Genomic DNA, 22563 nt, shown 5'->3' with positions numbered 1-22563 from the left:
GTCAGGTTGCCTGGCGCCGCAGGAAGGCCGGGATATCCAAATGATCATCGCCCTGTGGCGCTGGCGCCACAGGCGCGGAACGGCCATGGACATCGAGACCTTGCGGCGCCGGACGGCGTGCATACTCCGATACCGGGTCGACAGCAGCCACTTGCTGGGCCACCGTGCGCTGTGGCTTGCGCTCAGGGAGCGGCGGCATCGTCGACATGGCCGGTCCGGGTCCACGGCCGGCGAGCGGAGGCTCATTCTCCTCGTCGCGGCGGCCGAGGCCGACGTGGGCAAGCCGCTGCAGCAGCGACATCCGGGACTTCTGCGGATGCTCGTCGCCCTCGTCGCCGCGCGCCTGGCGAATCTCCGCCTGGGCCGGCATCGGCAGATCCTCGAACTTCGGCATCCGCGGTGCGCGGGGCGGCAACCGCTCTGCCGCCTGCGGGATGAAGGTCTCCGGTAGAACCGCCGCTTCCACCGGCGGCGGGCGGACGGCCTCCGGCTCCGGGAACAGCGACGGCTTTTGAGCGATCGGGCGCACGGTCACGTCGCCATAGGCGACGGGCTGTGCGGGCGCGGCCGGGGGCTCGTTCGCCATCGCGGCAGCGACCGCGGCCAGCGTGTCGCGTTCGAGATTCGGCGCCGGCCGCGGCGCCGGTGCGACCGGCGCAGGTGCGGCAGGCGCCATCTGCGCGGCCTGGGCTTCGAGCTTGGCGGCGCGCTCGGCGAGCCGCTGATTGTCGGCACGCAGTCGCGCGGTGAGATCGGCGAGCCGGCTTTCGGGGGCACCGGTCGCAGCTGACGGAGCCGGCGCGACGGCCGCCTGGACCGTCGCGGAAGGCGGCGCCACGCCGCGATTGAACTGCGCCTGCTCGATGCCCGTAGCGACCACCGAGACCCGAATCAGCCCGTCCAGCGATTCGTCGAAGGTTGCGCCGACGATGATGTTGGCGTCCTGATCGACCTCCTCGCGGATGCGGGTGGCGGCCTCGTCGACCTCGAACAGGGTCAGGTCCTTGCCGCCGGTGATCGAGATCAGCAGGCCCTTGGCACCCTTCATCGAGGAATCATCGATCAGCGGGTTGGCGATCGCGGCTTCGGCGGCGGTCAGCGCACGCTTCTCGCCCGACGCTTCGCCGGTTCCCATCATCGCCTTGCCCATCTCGCGCATCACCGCTCTCACGTCGGCGAAGTCGAGATTGATGAGGCCTTCCTTGACCATCAGGTCGGTGATGCAGGCGACGCCCGAATAGAGCACCTGGTCGGCCATCGCGAAGGCGTCGGCGAAGGTGGTCTTCTCGTTGGCCACCCGGAACAGGTTCTGGTTCGGGATGATCAGGAGCGTATCGACGACCTTGTGCAGCTCGTTGATGCCGGATTCCGCCGTGCGCATCCGGCGCTGGCCTTCGAAGTGGAACGGCTTGGTGACGACACCCACGGTGAGAATGCCCATTTCGCGCGCGGTCTTGGCAATCACCGGAGCAGCCCCTGTGCCCGTCCCGCCCCCCATGCCGGCGGTGACGAACACCATGTTGGCGCCCGAGAGGTGGTCGCGGATCTCGTCGATCACCTCCTGCGCGGCGGCCGCCCCGACGTCCGGCTGCGAGCCGGCGCCGAGCCCCTGCGTCACCTGCGTGCCCATCTGGATGATGCGCTGCGCCTTCGACATGGTCAGCGCCTGGGCGTCGGTGTTGGCGACGACGAAGTCGACGCCCTGCAAGCCCGCCGTGATCATATTGTTGACGGCGTTGCCGCCCGCGCCACCGACGCCGAACACAGTAATCCGCGGCTTCAGCTCATGGATATCAGGAGGTGTAATTGTGAGTGCCATGGTTGCCTCTCGCTCACGCGCGCGTGGGTTCGCCACGGCCGGTGGCCGCGGGTGTTGGTGAAAATCGCATGGGAATGTCTTTGGGGCGGAAATGATTCATCAGAAGCCCTCGCGTAGCCATCGTCCGACCTTTCCGAAATAGCCGTCGGTCCCTGTTGCCTGCTGCCGCGTATGCCGCGGTTCGACGTGTTCGAGATGCGCGTATTGCGGATAGACCAGAAGCCCGGTTGGAACCGCGAAGGCGGCGTTCTTGGCTTCGTTCGGCAGCCGGCCGAAGCCGAGCGGACGACCGACCCGCACGGGGCGGCCGAGGATCCGGGTGCCAAGCTCGACAAGGCCGGTCAGCTGCGAAGCCCCTCCGCTCAGGACGACGCGCGCTTTGGGTTCTGCCGCAAAGGGAGAATCCTTCAGCCGGTCGCGGACCATCTCAAAAATCTCCTCAGCGCGGTGCCTGACTATGTTCGCGATGGTGGCGCGGGAGACGATTTGCGGGAGATCCCGCTCATTGTCCCCTGCCGTCGGAACGGACATCAACTCACGCGCGTCGGACCCGCCGGTCAGCACCGTGCCATATAACGTCTTGATTCGCTCGGCATCCGCAATGCACGCCGATAATCCGCGCGCAAGATCCATGGTCACGTGATGCCCGCCGAGCGCAAATCCGCTCGCATGGATGAAGCGGCCGCCGGAATAGATCGCGATCGTCGTAGTGCCCGCACCCATCTCGACGACGGCGGCGCCGAGATCGGCCTCGTCATCGGTCAGGACCGACAATCCGGCAACATACGGGCTCGCGGCCATGGCCTCGACATTGAGGTGGCAGCGCTCGACCACCAGCATCAGGTTCCTGGCAACCGTGGCGTCGGTGGTCACGACGTTCATGTCGACGCCGAACTGGCGGGCCAGCATTCCGCGCGGGTCGCGGATGCCTTTGACGCCATCCAATGTGTAGCCGACGGGAAGCGCATGGAGCACGGCGCGGCCTTCGCCGGTGGCGTGATGCATGCCGGTCGAGGTGACGCGGCTGACATCGGCCGGGGTGACCGCCCCGCTGCGGATATCCGACGTCGCCTCGATCAGGTGACCCATCACGCGGCCGCCGGCCACCGGGAGAAGCACGGACTCCACCCGCACCTTCGCCATGCGCTCGGCGAGCGCCACCGCCTGGCGCACCACCTGCTCGCAGGCGACGGGATCGACCACCGCGCCGGCCTTGACCCCGCGCGACTGGATCTGGCTGTAGCCGATCAGCTCGATGGCGTGACTGCGGCCGCGCAAGGCGTCGCTCGGCGGCGCCGGCTTCAGCCGCGCGATCATGCAGGCGACCTTGCTGGTGCCGACGTCGAGCGAGGCCACCAGCGCAGTGCGCTTCTGCGACATCGGCCGGGTCTTGGGAGTCTGGCGATCAAAGCCGGTCATGCGTCACCGGCCTTTTTCTTGGGTTTCTTGTCCTTGAACAGGTCCTCGCGCGCCTTCGCCGCGTCGTCGGAGAGTTGCACCACGAGCCGGTCCGGCAGGCGCATGTCGATTGCGACGATGTCGCGGGAGAACAGATGATCCTCCTGATCGAGTTGCGACAGTTCGGCCAGCGCGTTGCCCACGTCGTGTTCCGGCAGGCGGATGTCGAGCCCATCCTTGGTCCGCAGGTTCCAGCGGCGCTCGCCGACGAAGACGGCCGCCTTGGTCACGGCACGCACCTGCGGATAGCGCGCCAGCAGCGCCAGGAAATCACGCGCCCTGCTCTCCGCGCCCTTGCCGACCACCAGCGGTAGGGTCAGGAAACGGTGCGATACATAAGGCTCGAGCACCGCGCCGTCGTCGGCGATGACGGACAGTCGCCCGTTCTCCTGCCACAAGGCGAAGGCCTGGCGCTCGACGATGTCGATCCGGAGCTGGTTGGGAAAGAACTTCTGCACGGTCGCGTCGGCGATCCAGGGATTGGCCTTGAGCCGGTCGCGCACGGCGGCGGCATCGAGGAACAACAGCGACGAGCGGCCGGTGACGCCGCCGATCGCCAGCACTTCATCCTGGGTCAATTGCTTGCGGCCGTTGATGGCGAGAGCCGTGATGCGGAAGCCGACCGAATTGGCCAGCGCGTTGCGCGCATCGCTGAACGCGGTGCTGAACTCCTCGACATGGCCGCCCTTGACGACGCCGAGCCAGATGCTGCCGAACAGCAGCAACACGGTCATGGCCGGTCCCAGGCGCCGCGGCAGATAGCGCTCCACCCACTCCACGATGCGCGGCGGCGCCTCGCGCTCGACAAGCGGCTGGAGTGCGATGCGTCTGACCTGCTTTGCGGCACGCGCCGATCTGGCGCGAACGAATCGCGCAGACAGATACTCGCGCAGCAAGATCGCCGCGCCAAGGGCCGCGGCTCTCAGGTCAGCTTGAGGCCTCTGCGAGTGAGCGAGGCGTCCTGCACCATCCATTGCACGAGCTCATCAACTGTTGCGCCCGCAGATACGTTGCGGACCGCTCCCCTCGGCCGCTCGAACCGACCGGCGCGCTGACGTGGATTCGCGGGAAGCGGATCGTCACGACAGCGCGGGCCGGCGGCCGAGCACCGCTGGGTCGCCAGCGTTAACCTTCGGACGTCCTGGTAAACAAAAGGTAAAGCCGGTCCGGTGAGGCCATTTTTTTCGCCGATTTATGAGCACCTTGAGCCGGATTCTTAAGGATTTTACGGATTCTGGGAACTTTGCCCCAGGGAACCCGGACGGGAACTCGCGGGCGATATGACGTCCCTTGTTAACGAATACGCCGCTCAGCGAGCGCGATCTGTTGATGCAGGAAGTCAACGAAGGCGGTGCCGTGGGCCTTGAGCGCCTTGGGATAGAGCGAAGCCGCGGTCAGTCCCGGCAAGGTGTTGGTCTCGAGATAAACCGGACCATCGGCCGAGATGATGAAGTCGCTGCGCGAATAGCCGCCACAGGACAATGCCCGATGCGCCTTGACGGCCTCGGTCTGGACCGCCGCCGTGACCTCGGGGCTGAAGCGGCCGGGACAAATCTCCTGCGTGGTCTTGGCGAGATATTTCGCAAAATAGTTGAAGGCGCCCTCGGCCGGCACGATCTCGATCGGCGGCAATGCGATCAGCGAGCCGTCGAGCTGCTCGAGCACGGCGCAGGTCGCCTCAGTGCCGCTGACGAACGGCTCGACCAGATAGTCCTCGCTCTCGGCCGCGCTGCGGATTGCGACCAGATCCTGCTTGGCATTGACGAAGATGAGTCCGTAGCTCGACCCGTCCTTCACCGGCTTGGCGATCAACTTTCCATATCGCGCAAGCGCAGCTTCCATTTCCTCCAGCGCCACGCCTTCGACCGCACGGACGCCACCGAGCACGGCGAAACGCTTGGCTGCGATCTTGTCGAAGGCGAGATGCGACGACGCAGAGCCCGAGCCGGTGAACGGAACGCCGCGCATCTCGCACATCACCTGAAGCTCGCCGTTCTCGGCGCGTCCCCCGTGCAGGCCGAGCACCAGGACGCGCGCTTCGGCCTTGGCGCGATCCAACGCTTCGGCGAGCCCGCCGAGCATGTTGCCGTCCGCCTTGAACGGCTGCTCGAACGGGCTAGCGTGGGACGTCAGGGCCTTGCCGCTCGCCTCATGAACCGTGTCGTCAGCCTCCCAGAACCAAAGATCGGCTTCAGGGAGCGCGGCCTGCAGCGCCTGCGCGCTCGCCACCGAGACGAGCCGTTCCTTGTTGGAGCCGCCGAACAGAATCGTGATGCGCATCAATACGTTCTCGGGTTGATCTCACCTTGCCGCCGCCGCTTGGCCGCAACGGCTGACGAAATGCACGAATTAGCTCGCGTCGAGTCCAATGCGTTTGATCTCCCACTGCAGTTCAATTCCGGAGGACGCCTTGACCCGTTCGCGCACGGTTTCACCGAGCGCCTCGATGTCGTGACCGGTGGTCTGCCCGGTGTTGATCAGGAAGTTGCAGTGCATCTCGGAGACCTGCGCACCGCCGAGCTTCAGGCCGCGACAACCGGCGGCGTCGATCAGCTTCCAGGCGCTGTGGCCGGGGGGATTCTTGAACGTCGAGCCGCCCGTTTTCTCGCGGATCGGCTGCGCCGTCTCACGATGCGCCTGCACCTCGGCCATCCGCGCCCGGATCGCTTCCGGCGCCGAAGGCCTGCCGCGAAAGCGCGCCGAGGTGAAGATCAGCGCGGGGTCTGTGCCGCTCGCGCGATAGGTGAACTTCATCTCGGCATTGCTGAAGCGATGGGTGTTGCCTTGCCGGTCGATCGCCGTTGCCTCGACCAGAACGTCCTTGGTCTCGCCGCCGTTGGCGCCGGCATTCATGCGCAGCGCCCCGCCGATTGTGCCGGGAATCCCGAACAGGAATTCGAGGCCGGACAGGTTGGCGCTCGCGGCCACCTCGGCTACGCGCTTGTCGAGCGCCGCGGTGCCGGCGGTGACGATGTCGTCCGCCGCTGAGACCTCGCCGAAGCCGCGCGGCGCGAGCCGAATCACCACGCCCGGAACGCCGCCATCGCGCACGATCAGGTTGGAGCCGACGCCGATCACGTAGATCGGCAGCGCGCTGGGAAGATGCTTGAGGAAATAGGCGAGGTCATCGGCATCGGCCGGCGTGAACAAAGCTTGCGCCGGACCGCCGACACGAAACCAGGTGAGCGGCGCCAACGGCTCGTTGGCGAGCAGCCGCCCGCGCAAGCCAGGCATCGCGACTTTCAACTCGGGCGTGATGTCGGGGAAGGTCAAGACGCGTCTCGCAGTTGGTGCCGAGCTACGGTCAGGGTCGACGCGCTTTCTACGTTCCCTCCCCTCTTCAGGGAGGGGGGTGAGCCACAAGCACCAGCGCGCGTGGTACCCCCCTCTCTAACTCTCCCCCACAAGGGGGGAGAGAACAGGGCATGCCCTGCCGCGATGTCCGAGATCACCACGTCCATACTCACCCCAGTGCCTTCAATTCGTTCGGTAGCGCATAGGCCCACTGGGTGATGTTGCCCGCGCCGAGACAGACGACGAGATCGCCAGGCTTGGCGAGACTCTTGATGATACCGGCGAGATCGGCGGCCTTCGGCAGCGGCACCACTTCGCGATGACCATGGGTGCGCAGGCCCAGCACGAAATGATCGCGATCGATGCCCTCGATCGGCGCCTCGCCGGCTGCGTAGACCTCGGCGACGACAACGGCGTCGGCATCGTTGAAGCAGGTGCAGAATTCCTCGAACAGCGACTGCAGGCGGGTGTAGCGATGCGGCTGCACGACCGCGATGATCCGGCCGTTGGTGGATTCGCGCGCGGCCTTGAGCACGGCCGCGATCTCCACCGGGTGGTGGCCGTAATCGTCGATCACGGTGATCCCGTTCCATTCTCCGGTGCGGGTGAAGCGGCGCTTGACGCCACCGAAGCCTGCGATCGCCTTGCGGATCGCATCGTCCGAAATCCCGAGCTGATGCGCGACCGCGATGGCGGCCGTGGCGTTCGAGGCGTTGTGGCGGCCGGGCATCGGCAGCACGATGTCGGGGATTGCGTGGGTGGCGCCGGTCTTGCGATCGCGGAAGATGACGGTGAAACGCGAGCCGCCGCCCTCGGGCCTCAGATCGAGCAGCCGCGCATCGGCCTGCGGGTTCTGGCCATAGGTTATGATGCGGCGGTCCTCGATCTTGCCGACCAGGGTCTGGACCACCGGATGATCGATGCACATCACGGCGAAGCCATAGAACGGGACGTTCTCGACGAAGGCGCGGAACGCCTCCTGCACAGCGTCGAACGTCTTGAAGTGATCGAGATGCTCGGGGTCGACATTGGTGACGATCGCGACATCCGCCGGCAGCTTCAGGAAGGTGCCGTCGCTCTCGTCGGCCTCGACCACCATCCAGTCGCCGGCGCCAAGCCGCGCGTTGGTGCCGTAGGCATTGATGATGCCGCCATTGATCACCGTCGGATCAAGGCCGCCGGCATCGAGCAGTGCGGCCACCATTGAGGTCGTGGTGGTCTTGCCATGGGTGCCGGCGATCGCGACGCAGCTCTTCAGCCGCATCAATTCCGCCAGCATCTCGGCGCGCCGCACCACCGGAATGCGTTGCGCGCGCGCGGCCATCAATTCCGGATTGTCGCGCTTGATCGCGGTCGAGACCACGACCACATCGGCGCCCGCCACGTTCTCGGCCTTGTGGCCGACGCTGACGGCGATGCCTTTCTCGCGAAGCCGCCCGACATTGGCATTGTCGGCGGCATCGGAGCCCTGCACCGTATAGCCGAGATTGCAGAGCACCTCGGCGATGCCGCTCATGCCGATGCCGCCGATCCCGACGAAGTGGATGGGTCCGATCTCGCGCGGCAGTCTCATGGTCCAAGTCCTTGTCCAAGTCCTTGCATCATCGCGCGCACAGGCGGGCGATCAGTATTCCGCGGCTCCCCTGCTCACGCGCAAATCAGGCCGCTCCGGGTACTGGATGCCCCGCCTGTGCAGGGCATGACAAGGGGATATTTCAGTGCTGCGGGCCTAAATTCCGGCGGTTTTGACCACCAGATCGGCCAGCCGCTCGGCGGCATCGAGCCGGCCGACCGCGCGGGCGGCCTCCGCCATTGCTGCCAGCCGCCCCGGCTCGGCCGCCAGCGCCGAGATCTCCGAGGCGAGCCGAGCGGGCGTGAAGTCACCCTGCACGATCCGGATCGCGCCGTTCACCTGTGACAGCACGCCGGCATTGGCGAACTGGTCCTGATCGATCGCGCCCGGCAGCGGCACCAGGATCGAGGGCCGGCCGATCGCCGCCAGTTCCGCTACCGTACCTGCGCCGGAGCGCGAGATGACGAGGTGATTGGCCGCGAGCCGCGCCGGCAGATCGGTGAAGAACGGCGCGAGCTCGGCATTGATCTTGAGCCGATCGTAGACCGCGCGCACCCGCGCCATGTCCTCCTGGCGGACCTGCTGGGTCAGCACTAGGCGGCCCCATAGTGCCGGCTCCAGCCGCTCGATCGCGCCGGGCACCACATCGCTCATGACCCGGGCACCCTGGCTGCCGCCGGTCACGAGCAGCCGGAATGGTCCTGACGAGGCCGGCGGGACGTAGGGCACCGCCGCAGCCTCCAGAATCGCCGGACGCATCGGCGTCCCGACTGTGGTGGCCTTGCCGGCGAGCGCGGGATCACGGTCGAGCACGCCGGGCAGCGAGGTCGCGATCGCCTTCACCCGCGACGACAGAAAGCGGTTGGCGCGGCCGAGCACCGCATTGGCGTCATGGATGATGCCGGGCACGCCGGCGAGCCGCGCCGCGACCAGCGGCGGCACGGTCGGATAACCGCCGAAGCCGACCACGGCCGCAGGCTTGAGGCGACGCATCAGGTTGAATGCGGCAATCGTACCGGCTCCGAGCGTCACCGCAGTGCGCGCCAGCGCAATCGGCGAGCGGCCACGCATCGTCTCGCTCGGCACCACATCGATCATGTCCTTGGTGAACAGGCCGCTGTAGTGCAGCGCGCGGGCATCGGTGACCAGGCGCACACGGAAGCCGCGCTTGATCAATTCGACGCCGAGCGCTTCGGCCGGAAACAGATGGCCGCCGGTGCCGCCGGCAGCGAGCAGGATGAGAGGCGCAGTATCGTTCATGCGCGCCTGTTTACAGACAAACCGCCATTATTGCGAGGAGTCCCCGGGTCTCGCCTTCGGCGAGCCCGAGGACAGGCTCCGCTCCGAAGGTGAACACTCACGCGTAGCTGCGAACGCCGCCCGCCGCATCCGTGATCTCCATGCGCGGCCGCTGCCGGGTCAACGCCAGCATCATGCCGACGCCATAGGCCAGCGACACCATCGACGACCCGCCATAGGAGATGAACGGCAACGTCATGCCTTTGGCAGGAATCAGTTGCAGATTGACCGAAATGTTGATCGCGGCCTGCACGCCCATCAGGATCGCAAGCCCGGAGGCGCCAAAGCGAGCAAAGCCATCCTCGGTCGCGTAGGCGCGCGACAGCGTGCGGATGACGATGAAGGCGAAGAGCGCCACCAGCGCGAGGCACAGGACGATACCGAATTCTTCGGCTGCGACCGCGAACACGAAGTCCGTATGGCTGTCGGGCAGGCTGCGCTTGGCGATTCCCTCGCCCGGCCCGAGCCCGAACCAGCCGCCGTTGGAAAAGGCTTCCATGGCGGTGTCGACCTGGAAGGTGTCGCCCGAGGCCGGGTTCATGAAGCGCTTGATACGGCCGGCGACGTGCGGCACGAACAGATAGGCGCCGAACAGGCCGGCGGCGGCCGCGCCGGCAAGGCCGGCCACCCAGATCATCCGCATGCCCGCGATGAAGAACAGCGCGCCCCAGACCATCAGGATCAGCATGGTCTGGCCGAAATCCGGTTCCATCACCAGCAGCGAGACCAGCGTCAGCAGCAGCACCAGCGCCATCGAGGTCGCGGGCATGTCGGGCCGGCGCGCCGACTCCGAGAACAGCCAAGCCGCGACCACCACGAAGGCCGGCTTTGCCATTTCGGAAGCCTGGATGTTGACGCCGAGCAGCGTGATCCAGCGCCGCGAGCCCTTCACCTCAGGCCCGATCGCGAGCGTCACCACGATTAGGGCGAGGCTAATAAACAGGATCACCACGGCGCTGCGGCGGATCTGCCGCGGCGACAGGAAGGAGACGCCGATCAGCACGACGAAGGACGGCAGCAGGAACAAGACGTGGCGATTGAAGAAGTGGAACGCATCGAGCCCGATGCGGGTCGCCACCGGCGGACTTGCCGCCAGCGACAGGATGACCCCGCACAACATCAATCCGATGATGGCACCAAGCAGCGGGCGGTCCACCGTCCACCACCAGTCGGATAGCGGATTGCGTTCTTCACGGGAGAGCATGGCTGGTCCCTTCGGCCAAAGGCAACTCCCATTGGTCGCCGATGATGGTTATCGAAGGGTTAAGGACGAACGGCGAATTTGACGTCGGCCAACGCCCCGAAAAGACCCGTCATCCTCCGCGAAAGCGGAGGATCCAGTACGCCGAGACATGGCGATCGAACACGACTGCTCGTGAATACTGGGTCATCCGCCTTCGCGGGTGACGATATGAGTGTGGGTGAGCGGAGTGCGTTGGTGTGGCGGCCTCACACCACCGGCGTCACGCCAGGCAGCGCCTGGACCAGCTCGCGGAACTTGGCGCCGCGGATTTCGAAATTGCGATATTGATCGAACGAGGCGCAGGCGGGCGACAGCAGCACCACCGCGTCCTTGAGGCCGGAGGCTTCGGCGTCCGCAGCCGCCTGGGCCACCGCGACATCGAGCGTGCCCGACATCTCATGCGGCACCTGATCGCCGAGGGTCTGTGCGAACTCCGCCGCCGCCTCCCCGATCAGATAGGCTTTGCGGATGCGCGGGAAGAAGGAGGTCAGGCTGGTGATGCCGCCGGCTTTCGGCTTGCCGCCGGCGATCCAGAAGATATCGGCAAAGGACGACAGCGCGTGGGCGGCCGCATCGGCATTGGTGCCCTTGGAGTCGTTGACGAACAGCACGTTCTCCACACGCCCGACCTGCTCCATGCGATGCGCAAGCCCAGGGAAGCTGCGCAGGCCCTGCTGCAGCACGTCCTCGCGCACGCCCAGCGCAAGGGCGCAGGCGGCCGCGCAGGCGGCGTTCTGCGCATTGTGCAGGCCGCGCAGCGAGCCGATGCCGCCGATCCGGGCGATCTCGCTGCGCGCGCCGCCACTCGCGCGCACGATGGTTTCGTGCTCGACATAGATGCCGTCAGGCAGCGGGTTCTTGACGGAAATGCGGACCACGCGCTTGCCGGTCCGATCGAGCCGATCCGCAGTGGCGCGGGAGAAATCATCATCGACGCCGACGATCGCAGTGCCCTGCGGCTGCACGCCCGCGACCAGCCGCTCCTTCACGGCGGCGTAGTTGCCGAGCGTGCCATGGCGGTCAATATGATCCTCGCTGACATTGATGAGGATGCCGACGGTCGGATCGAGCGAGGGCGTCAGATCGATCTGATAGGACGACATCTCGATCACGTGCACCCGCCCCATGCGCGGCGGCTCCAGCGACAGGATCGCGGTGCCGATATTGCCGCCCATCTGGGTGTCGAAACCCGCGACCCGCATCAGGTGCGCGATCAGCGCGGTCGTGGTCGACTTGCCGTTGGTGCCGGTGATCGCCACAAACGGCGCATCCGGCGCGTGGCGCTTGCGCTCGCGGCAGAACAGCTCGATATCGCCGATCACCTCGACGCCCGCCTCGCGCGCTTTGAGCACGCTCCAATGCGGTGCTGGATGCGTCAGCGGCACGCCGGGTGCGAGCACCAGGGCTGCGAAATTCGCCCAGGAGACGGTGCGCAGATCGGCGGTGGTGAAGCCGGCTTTCGCCGCCTCTGCCAGCCGGTCGGCGCCGTCGTCGCCGGCGATCACCTCGGCGCCGCCGGCGCGCAGCGCATGACAGGACGCGAGGCCCGAACCGCCGAGGCCGAATACCGCGACCGTTTTTCCGGCGAAGGAGGTGACGGGGATCATGAGCAAACCCGTGTCGTTCCGGGGCGCGTGAAACGCGAACCCGGAACCTCGAGATTCCGGGTTCGATGCTGGCGCATCGCCCCGGAATGACGTTGCAAGATCGTAGCGTTCATCAGCGCAGCTTCAGCGTGGACAGGCCGGCGAGCGCGAGCATCACCGAGATGATCCAGAAGCGGATCACGATCTGCGGCTCGGTCCAGCCGAGCTGCTCGAAATGATGATGGATCGGCGCCATCTTGAACACGCGCTTTCCGGTCAGCTTGAACGAGACCACCTGCACGATCACCGACACCGCCTCCAGCACGAACAGCCCGCCGATCACCGCCAGCACGATCTCGTGCTTCACCGCGATTGCGATCGCTCCCAACATGCCGCCGAGCGCCAGCGAGCCGGTATCGCCCATGAAGATCGAGGCCGGCGGCGCGTTGAACCAGAGGAAGCCGAGGCCGGCGCCCAGCACCGCGCCGCAGAGCACCGCCAGTTCGCCGGTACCCGCGACGTAATGGATCTGCAGATAGTCGGAGAACACGGCATTGCCGGCCAGATAGGCGATCAGGCCGAAGCTGGCCGAGGCGATCATCACCGGCACGATGGCGAGACCGTCGAGGCCATCGGTGAGATTCACGGCATTGCCGGCGCCCACGATGACGAAGGCGCCGAAGATCACGTAGAGCCAGCCGAACTTGATGACCAGCTCCTTGAAGAACGGAATGGCAAGGCCGGTCGACGACGGGTCACGACCGAGCCGCACCAGCGCATAGCAGGCGACCAGCGCGATCGCCGCCTCGATCAACAGGCGGAAGCGGCCGGCGAAGCCCGAATGCGACTGCTTGGTCACCTTCAGGTAATCGTCATAGAAGCCGACGAAGCCGAAGCCGAGCGTGACGGCGAGCACGATCCAGACATAAGGGTTGAGCGGATTGGCCCACAGCACGGTCGAGACCACGAGCCCCGACAGGATCATCAACCCGCCCATGGTGGGCGTGCCCTTCTTGGAAATGATGTGCGATTGCGGACCGTCGGTGCGGATCGGCTGGCCCTTGCCCTGCCGCAGCCTGAGGTGGTCGATGATCCAGGGACCGAACAGAAACACAAACAGGGCGCCGGTAACCACGGCCCCGCCGGTGCGGAAAGTGATATAGCGGAAGACGTTCAGGACGGTGCGGAACATCCCGAGGCTGGGGAACGTGTTGCTCAGCTCGATCAACCAGTAAAACATACAATCCGCCTGTGCCGTCCCGCCGTGGCCGGGCCCGTCAGCGCCCGGTGTTCCCCGCACGAATCCACGTCGGCGCCCCTTTAACCACGATCGGGGTCCGCGTGCGAATCGTCGCATTCAGCCGCTATGGCCCGCTCGGGCATACCTGCCCCGCCGGTCTGAGGGAAGAGAGCAGCTCGCGATGCCGCGATATCGCCCAATTCTACGCGTGGGCCTGCAATGCAGCGGCAAGTCTCGGAACGAACTTGTTCACCCAGAAGATCTTCTTGCTGCCCTTGACGACGACGACGTCATCCCGCTTCAGCAGCGCCGCAACCGATTGGGCATCCAGCGTCGCCGGATCGTCCTGCCAGCCGAGCCGCTTTGCCTCCGGCAACAGATCGAACAGGTGGCGCATCAAAGGGCCGACGCAGTAGACCGCATCGATACCAGCCAGATGCGCGGCGAGCCCCTCGTGATACGCCCGCGCTTCGGCGCCGAGTTCCAGCATGTCGCCGATGATGGCGATTCGCCGTCCGCTGACGGGACGGGCCTGCAGACTGTCCAGCGCTGCGGCCATGCTCGCGGGATTGCCGTTGAAGCTGTCATCGATAAGAATCACGCCGCCTGCGGTCTGCTCGACGCCGCGGCCGGTCATGATGCCGACATGACCGAACTCCGGGGCGAGCAGCGCTGGATCGAGGCCGGCAGATTGCACGGCTGCGAGCGCAGCCAGCGCATTCTGCACGCGGTGCGGCGCACCCGGCGTCAACGCGAAATCGATTCCGCGGCCGCATACCTCGGCGCGGACGTCCCAGCTTTCGCCGCGCGGGGTGTGCGTGAGCTCGCGCACCTCGCCGCCTTCGCCGAAGCGCAGCGACTGGCCGTTCCATTCAGGCGCAGAGAGCTCTGCCGGCAGCGCCAGGATTCCGTCGTCAGGCAAGCCCCGCGCGATCGAGACCTTTTCCTGACGGATCGCCTCGAGGCTGCCGAGCTTCTCCAGATGCACAGGCTTGACATTGACGACCAGCGCGACCGTCGGCCGGGTCAGCTCGGTCAGCCGGGCGATCTCGCCCGTCTGGTTCATGCCCATCTCCACCACCCACACCGACGCGCTCGGATCGGCGTTGCAGAGCGTCAGCGGCACGCCCCAGAAATTGTTGAAGCTGGAGGGACTGGCGGACGCGTGCGGATAGGCGGCGATGAATTCCTTGGTCGAGGTCTTGCCGGCGCTGCCGGTCAGTCCGATCACCGGGCCCTGGAAGCGCGCGCGTGCGGCGCGGGCCAACGTCCAAAGTCCGTCGATGAGCGTATCCGGCACGATCAGTTGCGGCACGCTGATGCCGTCGATGGCGTGCGGCACGATCATGGCCACCGCGCCGGCCGCTTGCGCATTCGCGGCAAACTCCCAACCGTCGCGGCTTGAGGCAAAGCTCGAGATGAAGCCGCCGCTCGGCGTGCCGCTCAAGGCCACGAACAGGCTGCCGGGCTTCACGGCACGGCTGTCCTGGGTAACGAAATTGATCGGCGTTTGCGGAAACTCGCCGCTCAGATTCAGCGCACGCGCCACCTCGGCGACAGTCCACAATGGCGCTTTCGTCATGTCGTCCTCGATGCAAGTACCTTGGCGAGTGCTTCCGCCACCGCTTCATGGTCGCTGAAATGCAGAACCTTGTCGCCGACGATCTGGCCGGTCTCGTGGCCCTTGCCGGCAACCACGAGCGCGTCGCCGGCTTCGAGTTGCTCGACCGCCAAGCGGATCGCCTTGGCGCGATCGCCGATCTCACGCGCGCCTTTGGCCGTAGCCAAAATTGCCGCACGGATCGCAGCCGGGTCCTCGCTGCGCGGATTGTCATCGGTGACGATGACGCTGTCGGCATTCTCGACTGCGATCGCGCCCATCAACGGCCGCTTGCCGGCATCGCGATCGCCACCGGCACCGAACACGACGGTCAGTCGCCGCTTCGCATAGGGCCGCAGCGCCTGCAGCGCCTTTGCCAGCGCATCGGGCTTGTGCGCATAGTCGATGAAGACCGGCGCGCCATTATGCTCGCCGACCAGCTCGAGCCGGCCCTTGGCGCCTTCGAGCATGGCAAGCGCATCGAATACGGCATCAGGATCGCTGCCGGTGCCGATTGCAAGGCCGGCGGCAACCAGCGCATTCTCGATCTGGAACGCGCCAACCAGTGGCAGGCGGATGACGCGCGTCCGACCGCGGTGCTCGATCTCGAGCGTTTGTGCGAAACCTTCGACCGCCGCGCTGACCAGCCGAATGCCCTCGCCTGCTCCGTCACCTCTGATGCCGACCGTCATCACGCGCAGTCCGCGCGCCGCGGCCGCATCGATGACCTGCTGCGAGCAGTCATGATCAGCGGAGATCACTGCCGCGCCGCCGGGCGGAATCAGATCGCGGAACAGACGGAGCTTGGCGTTGAGGTAATGCGCGACGTCGGGATGGTAGTCCATATGATCGCGCGACAGATTGGTGAAGCCGCCGGCTGCGACGCGCACACCGTCGAGGCGAAACTGATCGAGCCCGTGGGACGACGCCTCAAAGGCGAGATGCGTGACGCCATCACGCGCGATCTCGTCGAGCTGGCGATGCAGCGCGATCGGATCCGGCGTGGTCAGCGAGCCATAGACGGTGCGCTTGTCCGATACGAGGCCGATGGTGCCGATGCTCGCGGAGCTGTGGCCGAGCCGTTGCCAGATCTGCCGCGTGAAGGCCGCAACCGACGTCTTGCCGCTGGTACCTGTGACGGCGGCGATCGTGGCCGGCTGCTGCGGAAAGAAACGGGCCGCGGCGAGCGCCAGCGCAAGCCGTGCATTGGAGAGTGCAACAAAGGGAACGGCAAGCTCGCCGGCTGGCGCGTGCTCGGCCGCAACTGCGACCGCGCCAGCCGCAATCGCAGCATCGATGAAGCGCGCGCCGTCGGTCTTGACGCCGGCCAGCGCAAAGAACAGATCGCCCGGCTTGACCGCGCGGCTATCCACGGCAAGCCCGGTGACATCGTTCGCAGCGATGCGCGGATCGATCGGCGCGTCGTCGCGCAGGAGGTCGCCAAGCTTCATCGTCATCCCATGCGCCGCCGCGGAACCTGCGGCGCCTTCGCGTCAGGCTTACTGCGTCAGTCGCGATGCCGCAAGAATTTGGCGGTCGGACGGCGGCAGGTCGAAGCGCGGCTCGATCCCCAGCAACGGCCCGATCCGCGAGATCACGTTGCCGGCGGTCGGCACCGCGTTCCAGCCAGAGGTGATGAACCCGTAGGTCTCCTTCAGCGGCTGCGGCTCATCGAGCATGATCAGGAGCTGGTAGCGCGGCTTGTCGGCCGGGATGATCGCGGTGAAGGCGGTCAGCACCTTCTTCTTGGCGTAGCGGCCGTTGATAACCTTCTCCGCGGTGCCGGTCTTGCCCCCGATATAGTAACCCTTGACGTCGGCATGGTGCGCGGTGCCGATCTCGGCATTGAGCCGCATCAGATAGCGCATCTTCTCGGAGGTCTCCGGCTTGATCACGCGCTTGGCGATCGCCCTCGCCTCTTCTTCGCTCCGCTTCATGAAGGTGGGCGGAATCAAGAGGCCGCCATTGGCAAGCGCGCTCACGCCCATCACGGCCTGCAGTGGCGCCACGGCAATGCCGTGACCGAAGGAGATCGTGATCGTGTTGAGGTCGCCCCAGTGTCGCGGCACGATCGGCGATGCGCTCTCCGGCAGCTCAGTCCGCAGACGATCGAGCTGGCCCATCTTGCGCAGGAACGCCTTGTGGGCTTCCACGCCTTGCGACAGCGCGATGCGCGCCGCGCCGACGTTGGAGGAGAAGGTGAAGACCTCCTTCATGCTGAGGAAGCGGCCTTTCGGCTCGTCATCATGGATCGCGAACTTGCCGTAGTGCAGCGGCCCGCGCGCGTCCCACATCGAATCGAGGCCGTATTTCCCGGTGTCGAGAGCCATCGCCAGCGTGAAGGCCTTGAAGGTCGAGCCCATCTCATAGACGCCGGTGGTCAGGCGGTTGATGCGATCGGGATCGTGCGCCTCCTTCGGGCTGTTCGGATCGAAATCCGGCAGCGAGACCATCGCAATGATCTCGCCGGTGTTGACGTTGGCGACCAGACCGGACGCCGCCTTGGCGTGGAACTTGTCCTTGGCCTTGAGCAGCTCGTCGCGCAGGGCGTGCTCGACGCGCAGATCGACCGACAGCTCGATCGGCCGCTGCAAGCGGTCGGTGGCGAAGCCCGCGCGATGCAGGTCGGCGAGCCCCTGATTATCCAGCCACTTCTCCATCCCGGCGATACCCTGGTTATCGATGTTGACCAGGCCGATCAGGTGCGCGACCTCGTTGCCGGTGGGATAGACGCGCTTGTTCTCGCGCAGGAAGCCGACGCCGGGAAGTCCGAGCTTATGGATATCGAGCTGTTGCTGCGGCGAGATCTCGCGCTTCAGCCAGACAAAGCCCTTCCTGGACGACAGCCGGTCACGGACCTCGGCATTGTCCAGATCAGGCAAGGTGGCGGTCAGAAGCTCGATCGCCTCGTCCTTGTCGATGAGGCGGCGCGGCTCGGCGAACAGGCTCGGCGTCTTGACGTCGGTTGCCAGCACCTCGCCGTTGCGATCGACGATATCGGGCCGTGCGGTAGCGATCGCGTCCTGCTGCGCCGCGCGCCGCGCACTCGGGCCGTCAGCGCCGAGCGCGAACATCACCAGCCGCCCGCCGATGATGGCATAGACCGCGGCGAAGGCGATCATGGCGAGCCCGACGCGCGCGCGGGCCTTTGCCGCGCGGTCGACGTTACGGCCATAGAGCAGCGTGCGCACCAGCCGCTGGTGCCAGGGTTCCTTGCGGACCGGTGGCTGCGGCACCAGAGCGCGGCTTGCTGGACCGGTCATTGCTGATCCTCCGGCTGAGGCACCGACCCGGTTACGGCGTCGTCCCGCTTGGCGGCATCGATGGCGTCGATCATGGAACCGATCGGGTCGGGACTGCCGGAGCGGGCAAAACTCGGCGGCCGCTCCGGCAGATTCTTCAGATTGTCGTATTGGTTGGCGTTGAGCGGCTTGAGCGGCAGGTGCCGTTCGACCAGCCCCTGCAACCGAAGCGGCGCGTCGAGCTTGGCCCATTCGGAGCGCAGCACCGCGATCGCCTCGCGCTGCTCGCGAATTTCCGCGCGCAGCTGCAGCACCCGTTCGACCCGCGCCGTGGAGTCCATCTTGATCCGATAGACATAGGCCGCAGCAAAGATCAGCGCGCCGATGACAAGGAGGTGGATCAGCCGCACGGGTCAGCCTCCCCGCATGATGTCGGCGAGCCGCGGCCAGGACGTCTGGTCCGTGGCCGCATGCGCGGGCGCAAGGGTGCGTTCGGCGGCGCGCAGCTTGGCCGAGCGCGCCCGCGGGTTGGCGGCGATCTCGGCCTCGTCGGGCGTTACCGGACGGCGGGTGAGCAGCTGAAAGCTCGGCGCAGACTGCGCGATTTCCGGCAGGTGCCGCGAGCCGCCGCCGGTCTTGCTGCGCTCCGCGAGAAAGGTCTTGACGATGCGGTCTTCCAGCGAATGAAACGAAACCACGGCGAGCCGTCCGCCCGGCTTCAGCATCCGCTCGGCCGCCGACAAGGCAGACTGCAGCTCGTCCAGCTCTTCATTGACCAGAATGCGTAGCGCCTGGAAGGTCCGCGTCGCCGGATGGATGTCACCGGGTTTCGAACGCACGACGCGGCCGACGATGTCGGCGAGCTGCCGCGTTGTCGTGATCGGCTGCTCCTTGCGCGCCGCGACGATGGCGCGCGCCACGGCGCGTGAGTGCCGCTCCTCACCGAAAATGTAGATGACATCGGCGAGGCCGCGCTCGGAGGCGTGCGCCACGACGTCGGCCGCTGTCGGCCCGTCATGGCCCATGCGCATATCGAGCGGCCCCTCGAGCCGGAAGGAGAAACCGCGCCCGGCCTGATCCAGCTGCATCGAGGACACGCCGACATCCATCACGACGCCGTCAACGGCTTCAATCCCCTGTGCGGCGCAGATCTCGGCAAGTTCCGAGAAACGCCCCTCCACCAAGGTCAGGCGACCCGCCGCTGCGTCGACCATGGCAAAGCCGCCCGCAATGGCGGTGCGGTCGCGATCGATGCCTATCAGGCGGGTTCCCGCGGTCGAGAGAATCAGGCGGCTGTAGCCGCCCGCGCCGAAGGTGGCATCGACATAGATGCCGCCCTCACGGGGGGACAGCATCGCCACCGCTTCCGGCCCGAGAACGGAGACATGGCGCTGGCCAGCCGCGCTCATCAGCCGGCTCCGGTCATGGAGCGGCGAGACAAACAGCCAGTGGTCGGCAGCGAGTCCATCGCGCCCTCGATCCTTACGCCAAGTCCCTTGCGCCAAGTCCATCCGTCAAGCTGCCAGGCAGCGCCGCAAGCCGAGCAGCGTTCCGGGTACGCTGGCGACGATCCCGGGCTCGCCGACGGCAATTCCCGGAGATTTCGCGCGTGAACGCGGTCCCATCGCCCGGAATCGGGTGTCCCCCACACCTCGAACTATCCTTCCTTCGCGTGCAGGAACGTCAATCATTGCGGCTTGCCGACCCTCGACCCGGCCCGGCTCTTGACCTCTGAGTAACGGCCGTCAACGTTAAGAAACGGTTGACGATCTCGGGCGGATTTTTGGCATCCTGGGGGAACCAATAGCCGGCCTCATGTCCCACGACCGCCTGCCGACCGCCGACACACGGTACGCCAATGCAACGCTAACACATGCAATTTCCGATTGCGGGCAGGACATGCAAAGGAATAGTGGCAGGCGTGGTCCGATCTGAGTTATGGCCGTCGTCCAGTTTTCGCGCTTTGAGTCGTTCCATGCCGCCTCCTTCATCAGACAAATCCGATTCGAAGCGTCAGCGTGCATTACCGATTCCGAAGGACAGCGAGGGCGTGACGCCGTTCACGCCGGATTCCTCGATCGCCTCCGACGTGATCCCCTCGCCGAATTGCGGCGAGCGCAAGAACGACCGCCAGCCCGATATGATCCTGTTGCACTACACCGGCATGCCCGAGGTGGAAGCTGCGATCACCAAGCTATGCACCACCGGCAGCGACGTCTCCGCGCATTATATCGTCCTGGAAGACGGCCGTATCGTCCAGAGCGTGCCGGAAGCCAAGCGCGCCTGGCATGCCGGCACCTCGTCCTGGGCCGGCGAGGAGGACATCAACTCCTGCTCGATCGGGATCGAGATCGCCAATCGCGGGCATGAATGGGGCTACCCCGATTTTCCGTCGCGCCAGATCGCGGCCGTGATCGCGCTCTGTCGTGGCATCATGCTGCGCCGGACCATCCCGCCGCACCGTGTGCTCGGCCATTCGGACGTTGCGCCGGCGCGCAAGAAGGACCCGGGCGAGAAGTTTCCCTGGCATTCACTGGCCAATTCCGGTGTCGGGCACTGGGTGCAACCGGCACCGATCAAGAGCGGGAGGTCGTTGAAGCTCGGCAGCATCGGCGACGACGTCCGCGACATGCAGAAGGCGCTTGCCAAATATGGCTACGGCGTGCCGATCAGCGGCAAGTTCGACGGCACGACGATGGAGGTGGTGACCGCGTTCCAGCGCCATTTCCGTCCCGCGCGCGTCGATGGCATCGCCGATCATTCCACGCTTCTCACTCTCGGGGCGCTGCTGGCGAGTCTGCCGACTACTGAGGCCGCCGCGCGCTGAGGAATTAGTATGTCTGGCTCAGCTCAGCGAGCCGGCGCGCATAGAGCCGCTTCAGTGGCGCAAGTTGCGTCGCCTCGGACGCGGCCAGATAGGCCTCGCGCGCCTCCTCCCTTCGGCCCAGGCGCCGCAACAGGTCGGCGCGGACGGCCGGGACCAAATCATAATCCTTCAGTCCGCCGCGCGCGACCAGCGCGTCCACCAGCGCCAGCGCCCGCGCCGGACCATCGACCATGGATATCGCAGCCGCGTGATTGAGCTCGATCACCGGCGATGGCGCGATGCGCAGCAACACTTCGTAGAGTCCCGCGATCTGCGGCCAGTCCGTCGCCTCGTAGCTCGACGCACGGGCGTGAAGGGCGGCAATCGCCGCCTGCACCGCATAGGCCTGAGGTCGGCCTTTGATCTGCAGGGCCTGGTCGACCAGCCGCAGCCCCTCCTCGATCTGCTCGCGATCCCACAGGCTCCGGTCCTGTTCCTCCAGCAGCACGATATCGCCTGACGCCGTTGCGCGGCCCGCCCGGCGCGCATCATGCAGGAGCATCAACGCCAGCAGCCCCTTGATCTCTCCCCTTGCCGGCATCAGACGATCAAGCAGGCGCGCGAGCCGGATCGCCTCATGCGCGAGGTCCGGACGCATCAAATCATCGCCGGACGTGGCAAGGTATCCCTCCGTGAAGACAAGGTAGATCACGGTGAGCACGCCGCCGACGCGCTCCTCGAGCGCTTCGCGGGCGGGCACCTCGTAGGGAATGCCGGCCAGCCGGATCTTCTGCTTGGCTCTCACCAGCCGCTGCGCCATCGCCTCTTCGGTGACGAGGAAGGCGCGCGCGACCTCCACTGTGGCCAGGCCGCACACCGTGCGCAGGGTAAGCGCGACCTGAACCTCAGGCGCGAACGACGGATGGCAGCAGGTGAAGATCAATCGCAGCATGTCGTCATCGATCTGCCTGTCATCAACGGCTTCCTCGTCGGCCGCCGCATTGAGTTCGATCGTGTGCGCCAATTGCTGCTGCTTGTCGCGAAACGCGATCTGGCGGCGGATGCGATCGATGGCCTTGTTGCGGCCGACATTGACCAGCCATGCCCGCGGATTTTGCGGCAAGCCGCCGTCTCGCCAATTTTCCAGCGCCGCTGCGAACGCATCCTGCAACACGTCCTCGGCCAGATCGAAATCACCGACGAGACGGATCAGGGTTGCAAGCGCCCGGCCGGCCTCGTCGCGGAAGATGTGTTCGATGGCGGCTGGAGTCATGCGCGTGCGCCTTCAGCATTCGTCATTCCGGGGCGTCCGAAGGACGAGCCCGGAATCCATAACCGCGATCGGGACTATGGATTCCGGGCCTGCGCCTGACAGCGCAGCCCGGAATGACGACGGAGAGAGC

17 protein-coding genes are annotated in these 22563 nt (G+C 66.2%); 1 reads left to right on the top strand and 16 read right to left on the bottom strand.

Annotated features, from left to right (window positions below; genetic code table 11):
• Nucleotide 1: 1 nt before the first annotated feature.
• The 15 genes from ftsZ to rsmH form a co-directional block, all read right to left on the bottom strand.
• Complete coding sequence (gene ftsZ / locus BRAS3843_RS22930; protein ID WP_008971450.1) at nt 2-1819, bottom strand: cell division protein FtsZ; 1818 nt, start codon at nt 1817-1819, stop codon at nt 2-4.
• Nucleotides 1820-1918: 99 nt separating this feature from the next.
• A complete protein-coding gene (ftsA, locus tag BRAS3843_RS22925) occupies nt 1919-3238 on the bottom strand; it encodes a cell division protein FtsA (RefSeq protein WP_008971449.1) in 1320 nt (439 codons plus the stop codon).
• Nucleotides 3235-4251, bottom strand: coding sequence for a cell division protein FtsQ/DivIB (locus tag BRAS3843_RS22920; protein ID WP_008971448.1), 1017 nt, complete (start codon nt 4249-4251; stop codon nt 3235-3237). The genes ftsA and BRAS3843_RS22920 overlap by 4 nt, the downstream gene beginning before the upstream one ends.
• A gap of 319 nt (nt 4252-4570) precedes the next feature.
• Nucleotides 4571-5557 carry a D-alanine--D-alanine ligase gene (locus tag BRAS3843_RS22915; protein WP_008971447.1) on the bottom strand — a complete coding sequence of 329 codons (987 nt, stop codon included), beginning with the start codon at nt 5555-5557 and terminating at the stop codon, nt 4571-4573.
• A 69-nt stretch (nt 5558-5626) separates the two neighbouring features.
• Nucleotides 5627-6550 (bottom strand): UDP-N-acetylmuramate dehydrogenase, encoded by a 924-nt coding sequence (gene murB, locus BRAS3843_RS22910; protein ID WP_008971446.1) that lies wholly within the window; start codon nt 6548-6550, stop codon nt 5627-5629.
• 190 nt (nt 6551-6740) lie between these two features.
• Entirely contained in the window at nt 6741-8144 is a 1404-nt protein-coding gene (gene murC / locus BRAS3843_RS22905; protein ID WP_008971445.1) for a UDP-N-acetylmuramate--L-alanine ligase, read from the bottom strand.
• A gap of 156 nt (nt 8145-8300) precedes the next feature.
• Entirely contained in the window at nt 8301-9404 is a 1104-nt protein-coding gene (gene murG / locus BRAS3843_RS22900; protein ID WP_008971444.1) for an undecaprenyldiphospho-muramoylpentapeptide beta-N-acetylglucosaminyltransferase, read from the bottom strand.
• 97 nt (nt 9405-9501) lie between these two features.
• Nucleotides 9502-10647, bottom strand: a complete 1146-nt coding sequence (gene ftsW / locus BRAS3843_RS22895) for a putative lipid II flippase FtsW (protein WP_008971443.1) — start codon at nt 10645-10647, stop codon at nt 9502-9504.
• Nucleotides 10648-10892: 245 nt separating this feature from the next.
• Nucleotides 10893-12293 (bottom strand): UDP-N-acetylmuramoyl-L-alanine--D-glutamate ligase, encoded by a 1401-nt coding sequence (murD, locus tag BRAS3843_RS22890; protein ID WP_008971442.1) that lies wholly within the window; start codon nt 12291-12293, stop codon nt 10893-10895.
• 112 nt (nt 12294-12405) lie between these two features.
• Nucleotides 12406-13512, bottom strand: coding sequence for a phospho-N-acetylmuramoyl-pentapeptide-transferase (mraY, locus tag BRAS3843_RS22885; RefSeq protein ID WP_008971441.1), 1107 nt, complete (start codon nt 13510-13512; stop codon nt 12406-12408).
• Nucleotides 13513-13714: 202 nt separating this feature from the next.
• A complete protein-coding gene (gene murF / locus BRAS3843_RS22880; RefSeq protein WP_008971440.1) occupies nt 13715-15094 on the bottom strand; it encodes a UDP-N-acetylmuramoyl-tripeptide--D-alanyl-D-alanine ligase in 1380 nt (459 codons plus the stop codon).
• Nucleotides 15091-16563 carry a UDP-N-acetylmuramoyl-L-alanyl-D-glutamate--2,6-diaminopimelate ligase gene (locus BRAS3843_RS22875; protein ID WP_008971439.1) on the bottom strand — a complete coding sequence of 491 codons (1473 nt, stop codon included), beginning with the start codon at nt 16561-16563 and terminating at the stop codon, nt 15091-15093. Before BRAS3843_RS22875 ends, murF begins: the two co-directional genes overlap by 4 nt.
• 48 nt (nt 16564-16611) lie before the next feature.
• Nucleotides 16612-18375, bottom strand: coding sequence for a penicillin-binding protein 2 (locus BRAS3843_RS22870; protein ID WP_008971438.1), 1764 nt, complete (start codon nt 18373-18375; stop codon nt 16612-16614).
• On the bottom strand, nt 18372-18764 hold the full coding sequence (locus tag BRAS3843_RS22865; protein ID WP_008971437.1) for a hypothetical protein: 393 nt from the start codon (nt 18762-18764) through the stop codon (nt 18372-18374). Before BRAS3843_RS22865 ends, BRAS3843_RS22870 begins: the two co-directional genes overlap by 4 nt.
• A gap of 3 nt (nt 18765-18767) precedes the next feature.
• Nucleotides 18768-19763, bottom strand: a complete 996-nt coding sequence (gene rsmH, locus BRAS3843_RS22860) for a 16S rRNA (cytosine(1402)-N(4))-methyltransferase RsmH (RefSeq protein WP_008971436.1) — start codon at nt 19761-19763, stop codon at nt 18768-18770.
• Nucleotides 19764-20329: 566 nt separating this feature from the next.
• On the opposite strand from rsmH, the gene BRAS3843_RS22855 reads away from it, so the two are divergent.
• Complete coding sequence (locus BRAS3843_RS22855) at nt 20330-21181, top strand: N-acetylmuramoyl-L-alanine amidase (protein WP_035982510.1); 852 nt, start codon at nt 20330-20332, stop codon at nt 21179-21181.
• Between the two features lie 4 nt (nt 21182-21185).
• Here the strand turns inward: BRAS3843_RS22855 and BRAS3843_RS22850 are convergent, their stop codons facing one another.
• The gene (locus BRAS3843_RS22850; protein WP_008971433.1) at nt 21186-22433 is read right to left on the bottom strand and encodes an RNA polymerase sigma factor; all 1248 of its coding nucleotides are present in this window, start codon (nt 22431-22433) and stop codon (nt 21186-21188) included.
• Nucleotides 22434-22563 lie beyond the last annotated feature (130 nt).

This window comes from Bradyrhizobium sp. STM 3843 (genome assembly GCF_000239815.1).
Lineage (GTDB): Bacteria > Pseudomonadota > Alphaproteobacteria > Rhizobiales > Xanthobacteraceae > Bradyrhizobium.
The sequence above is the reverse complement of the archived record's forward strand: the minus strand, read 5'-3'. Positions and strand labels throughout refer to the sequence as shown.

What these genes read in the sequence shown, in the direction of transcription:
- murC (WP_008971445.1), bottom strand. Translation starts at nt 8,144, where the DNA reads ATGAGACTGCCGCGCGAGATCGGACCCATCCACTTCGTCGGGATCGGC.
- ftsZ (WP_008971450.1), bottom strand. Translation starts at nt 1,819, where the DNA reads ATGGCACTCACAATTACACCTCCTGATATCCATGAGCTGAAGCCGCGG.
- murD (WP_008971442.1), bottom strand. Translation starts at nt 12,293, where the DNA reads ATGATCCCCGTCACCTCCTTCGCCGGAAAAACGGTCGCGGTATTCGGC.
- BRAS3843_RS22870 (WP_008971438.1), bottom strand. Translation starts at nt 18,375, where the DNA reads ATGACCGGTCCAGCAAGCCGCGCTCTGGTGCCGCAGCCACCGGTCCGC.
- mraY (WP_008971441.1), bottom strand. Translation starts at nt 13,512, where the DNA reads ATGTTTTACTGGTTGATCGAGCTGAGCAACACGTTCCCCAGCCTCGGG.
- BRAS3843_RS22875 (WP_008971439.1), bottom strand. Translation starts at nt 16,563, where the DNA reads ATGAAGCTTGGCGACCTCCTGCGCGACGACGCGCCGATCGATCCGCGC.
- murF (WP_008971440.1), bottom strand. Translation starts at nt 15,094, where the DNA reads ATGACGAAAGCGCCATTGTGGACTGTCGCCGAGGTGGCGCGTGCGCTG.
- ftsA (WP_008971449.1), bottom strand. Translation starts at nt 3,238, where the DNA reads ATGACCGGCTTTGATCGCCAGACTCCCAAGACCCGGCCGATGTCGCAG.
- BRAS3843_RS22850 (WP_008971433.1), bottom strand. Translation starts at nt 22,433, where the DNA reads ATGACTCCAGCCGCCATCGAACACATCTTCCGCGACGAGGCCGGCCGG.
- BRAS3843_RS22855 (WP_035982510.1), top strand. Translation starts at nt 20,330, where the DNA reads ATGCCGCCTCCTTCATCAGACAAATCCGATTCGAAGCGTCAGCGTGCA.
- rsmH (WP_008971436.1), bottom strand. Translation starts at nt 19,763, where the DNA reads ATGAGCGCGGCTGGCCAGCGCCATGTCTCCGTTCTCGGGCCGGAAGCG.
- BRAS3843_RS22915 (WP_008971447.1), bottom strand. Translation starts at nt 5,557, where the DNA reads ATGCGCATCACGATTCTGTTCGGCGGCTCCAACAAGGAACGGCTCGTC.
- murG (WP_008971444.1), bottom strand. Translation starts at nt 9,404, where the DNA reads ATGAACGATACTGCGCCTCTCATCCTGCTCGCTGCCGGCGGCACCGGC.
- ftsW (WP_008971443.1), bottom strand. Translation starts at nt 10,647, where the DNA reads ATGCTCTCCCGTGAAGAACGCAATCCGCTATCCGACTGGTGGTGGACG.
- BRAS3843_RS22920 (WP_008971448.1), bottom strand. Translation starts at nt 4,251, where the DNA reads ATGGATGGTGCAGGACGCCTCGCTCACTCGCAGAGGCCTCAAGCTGAC.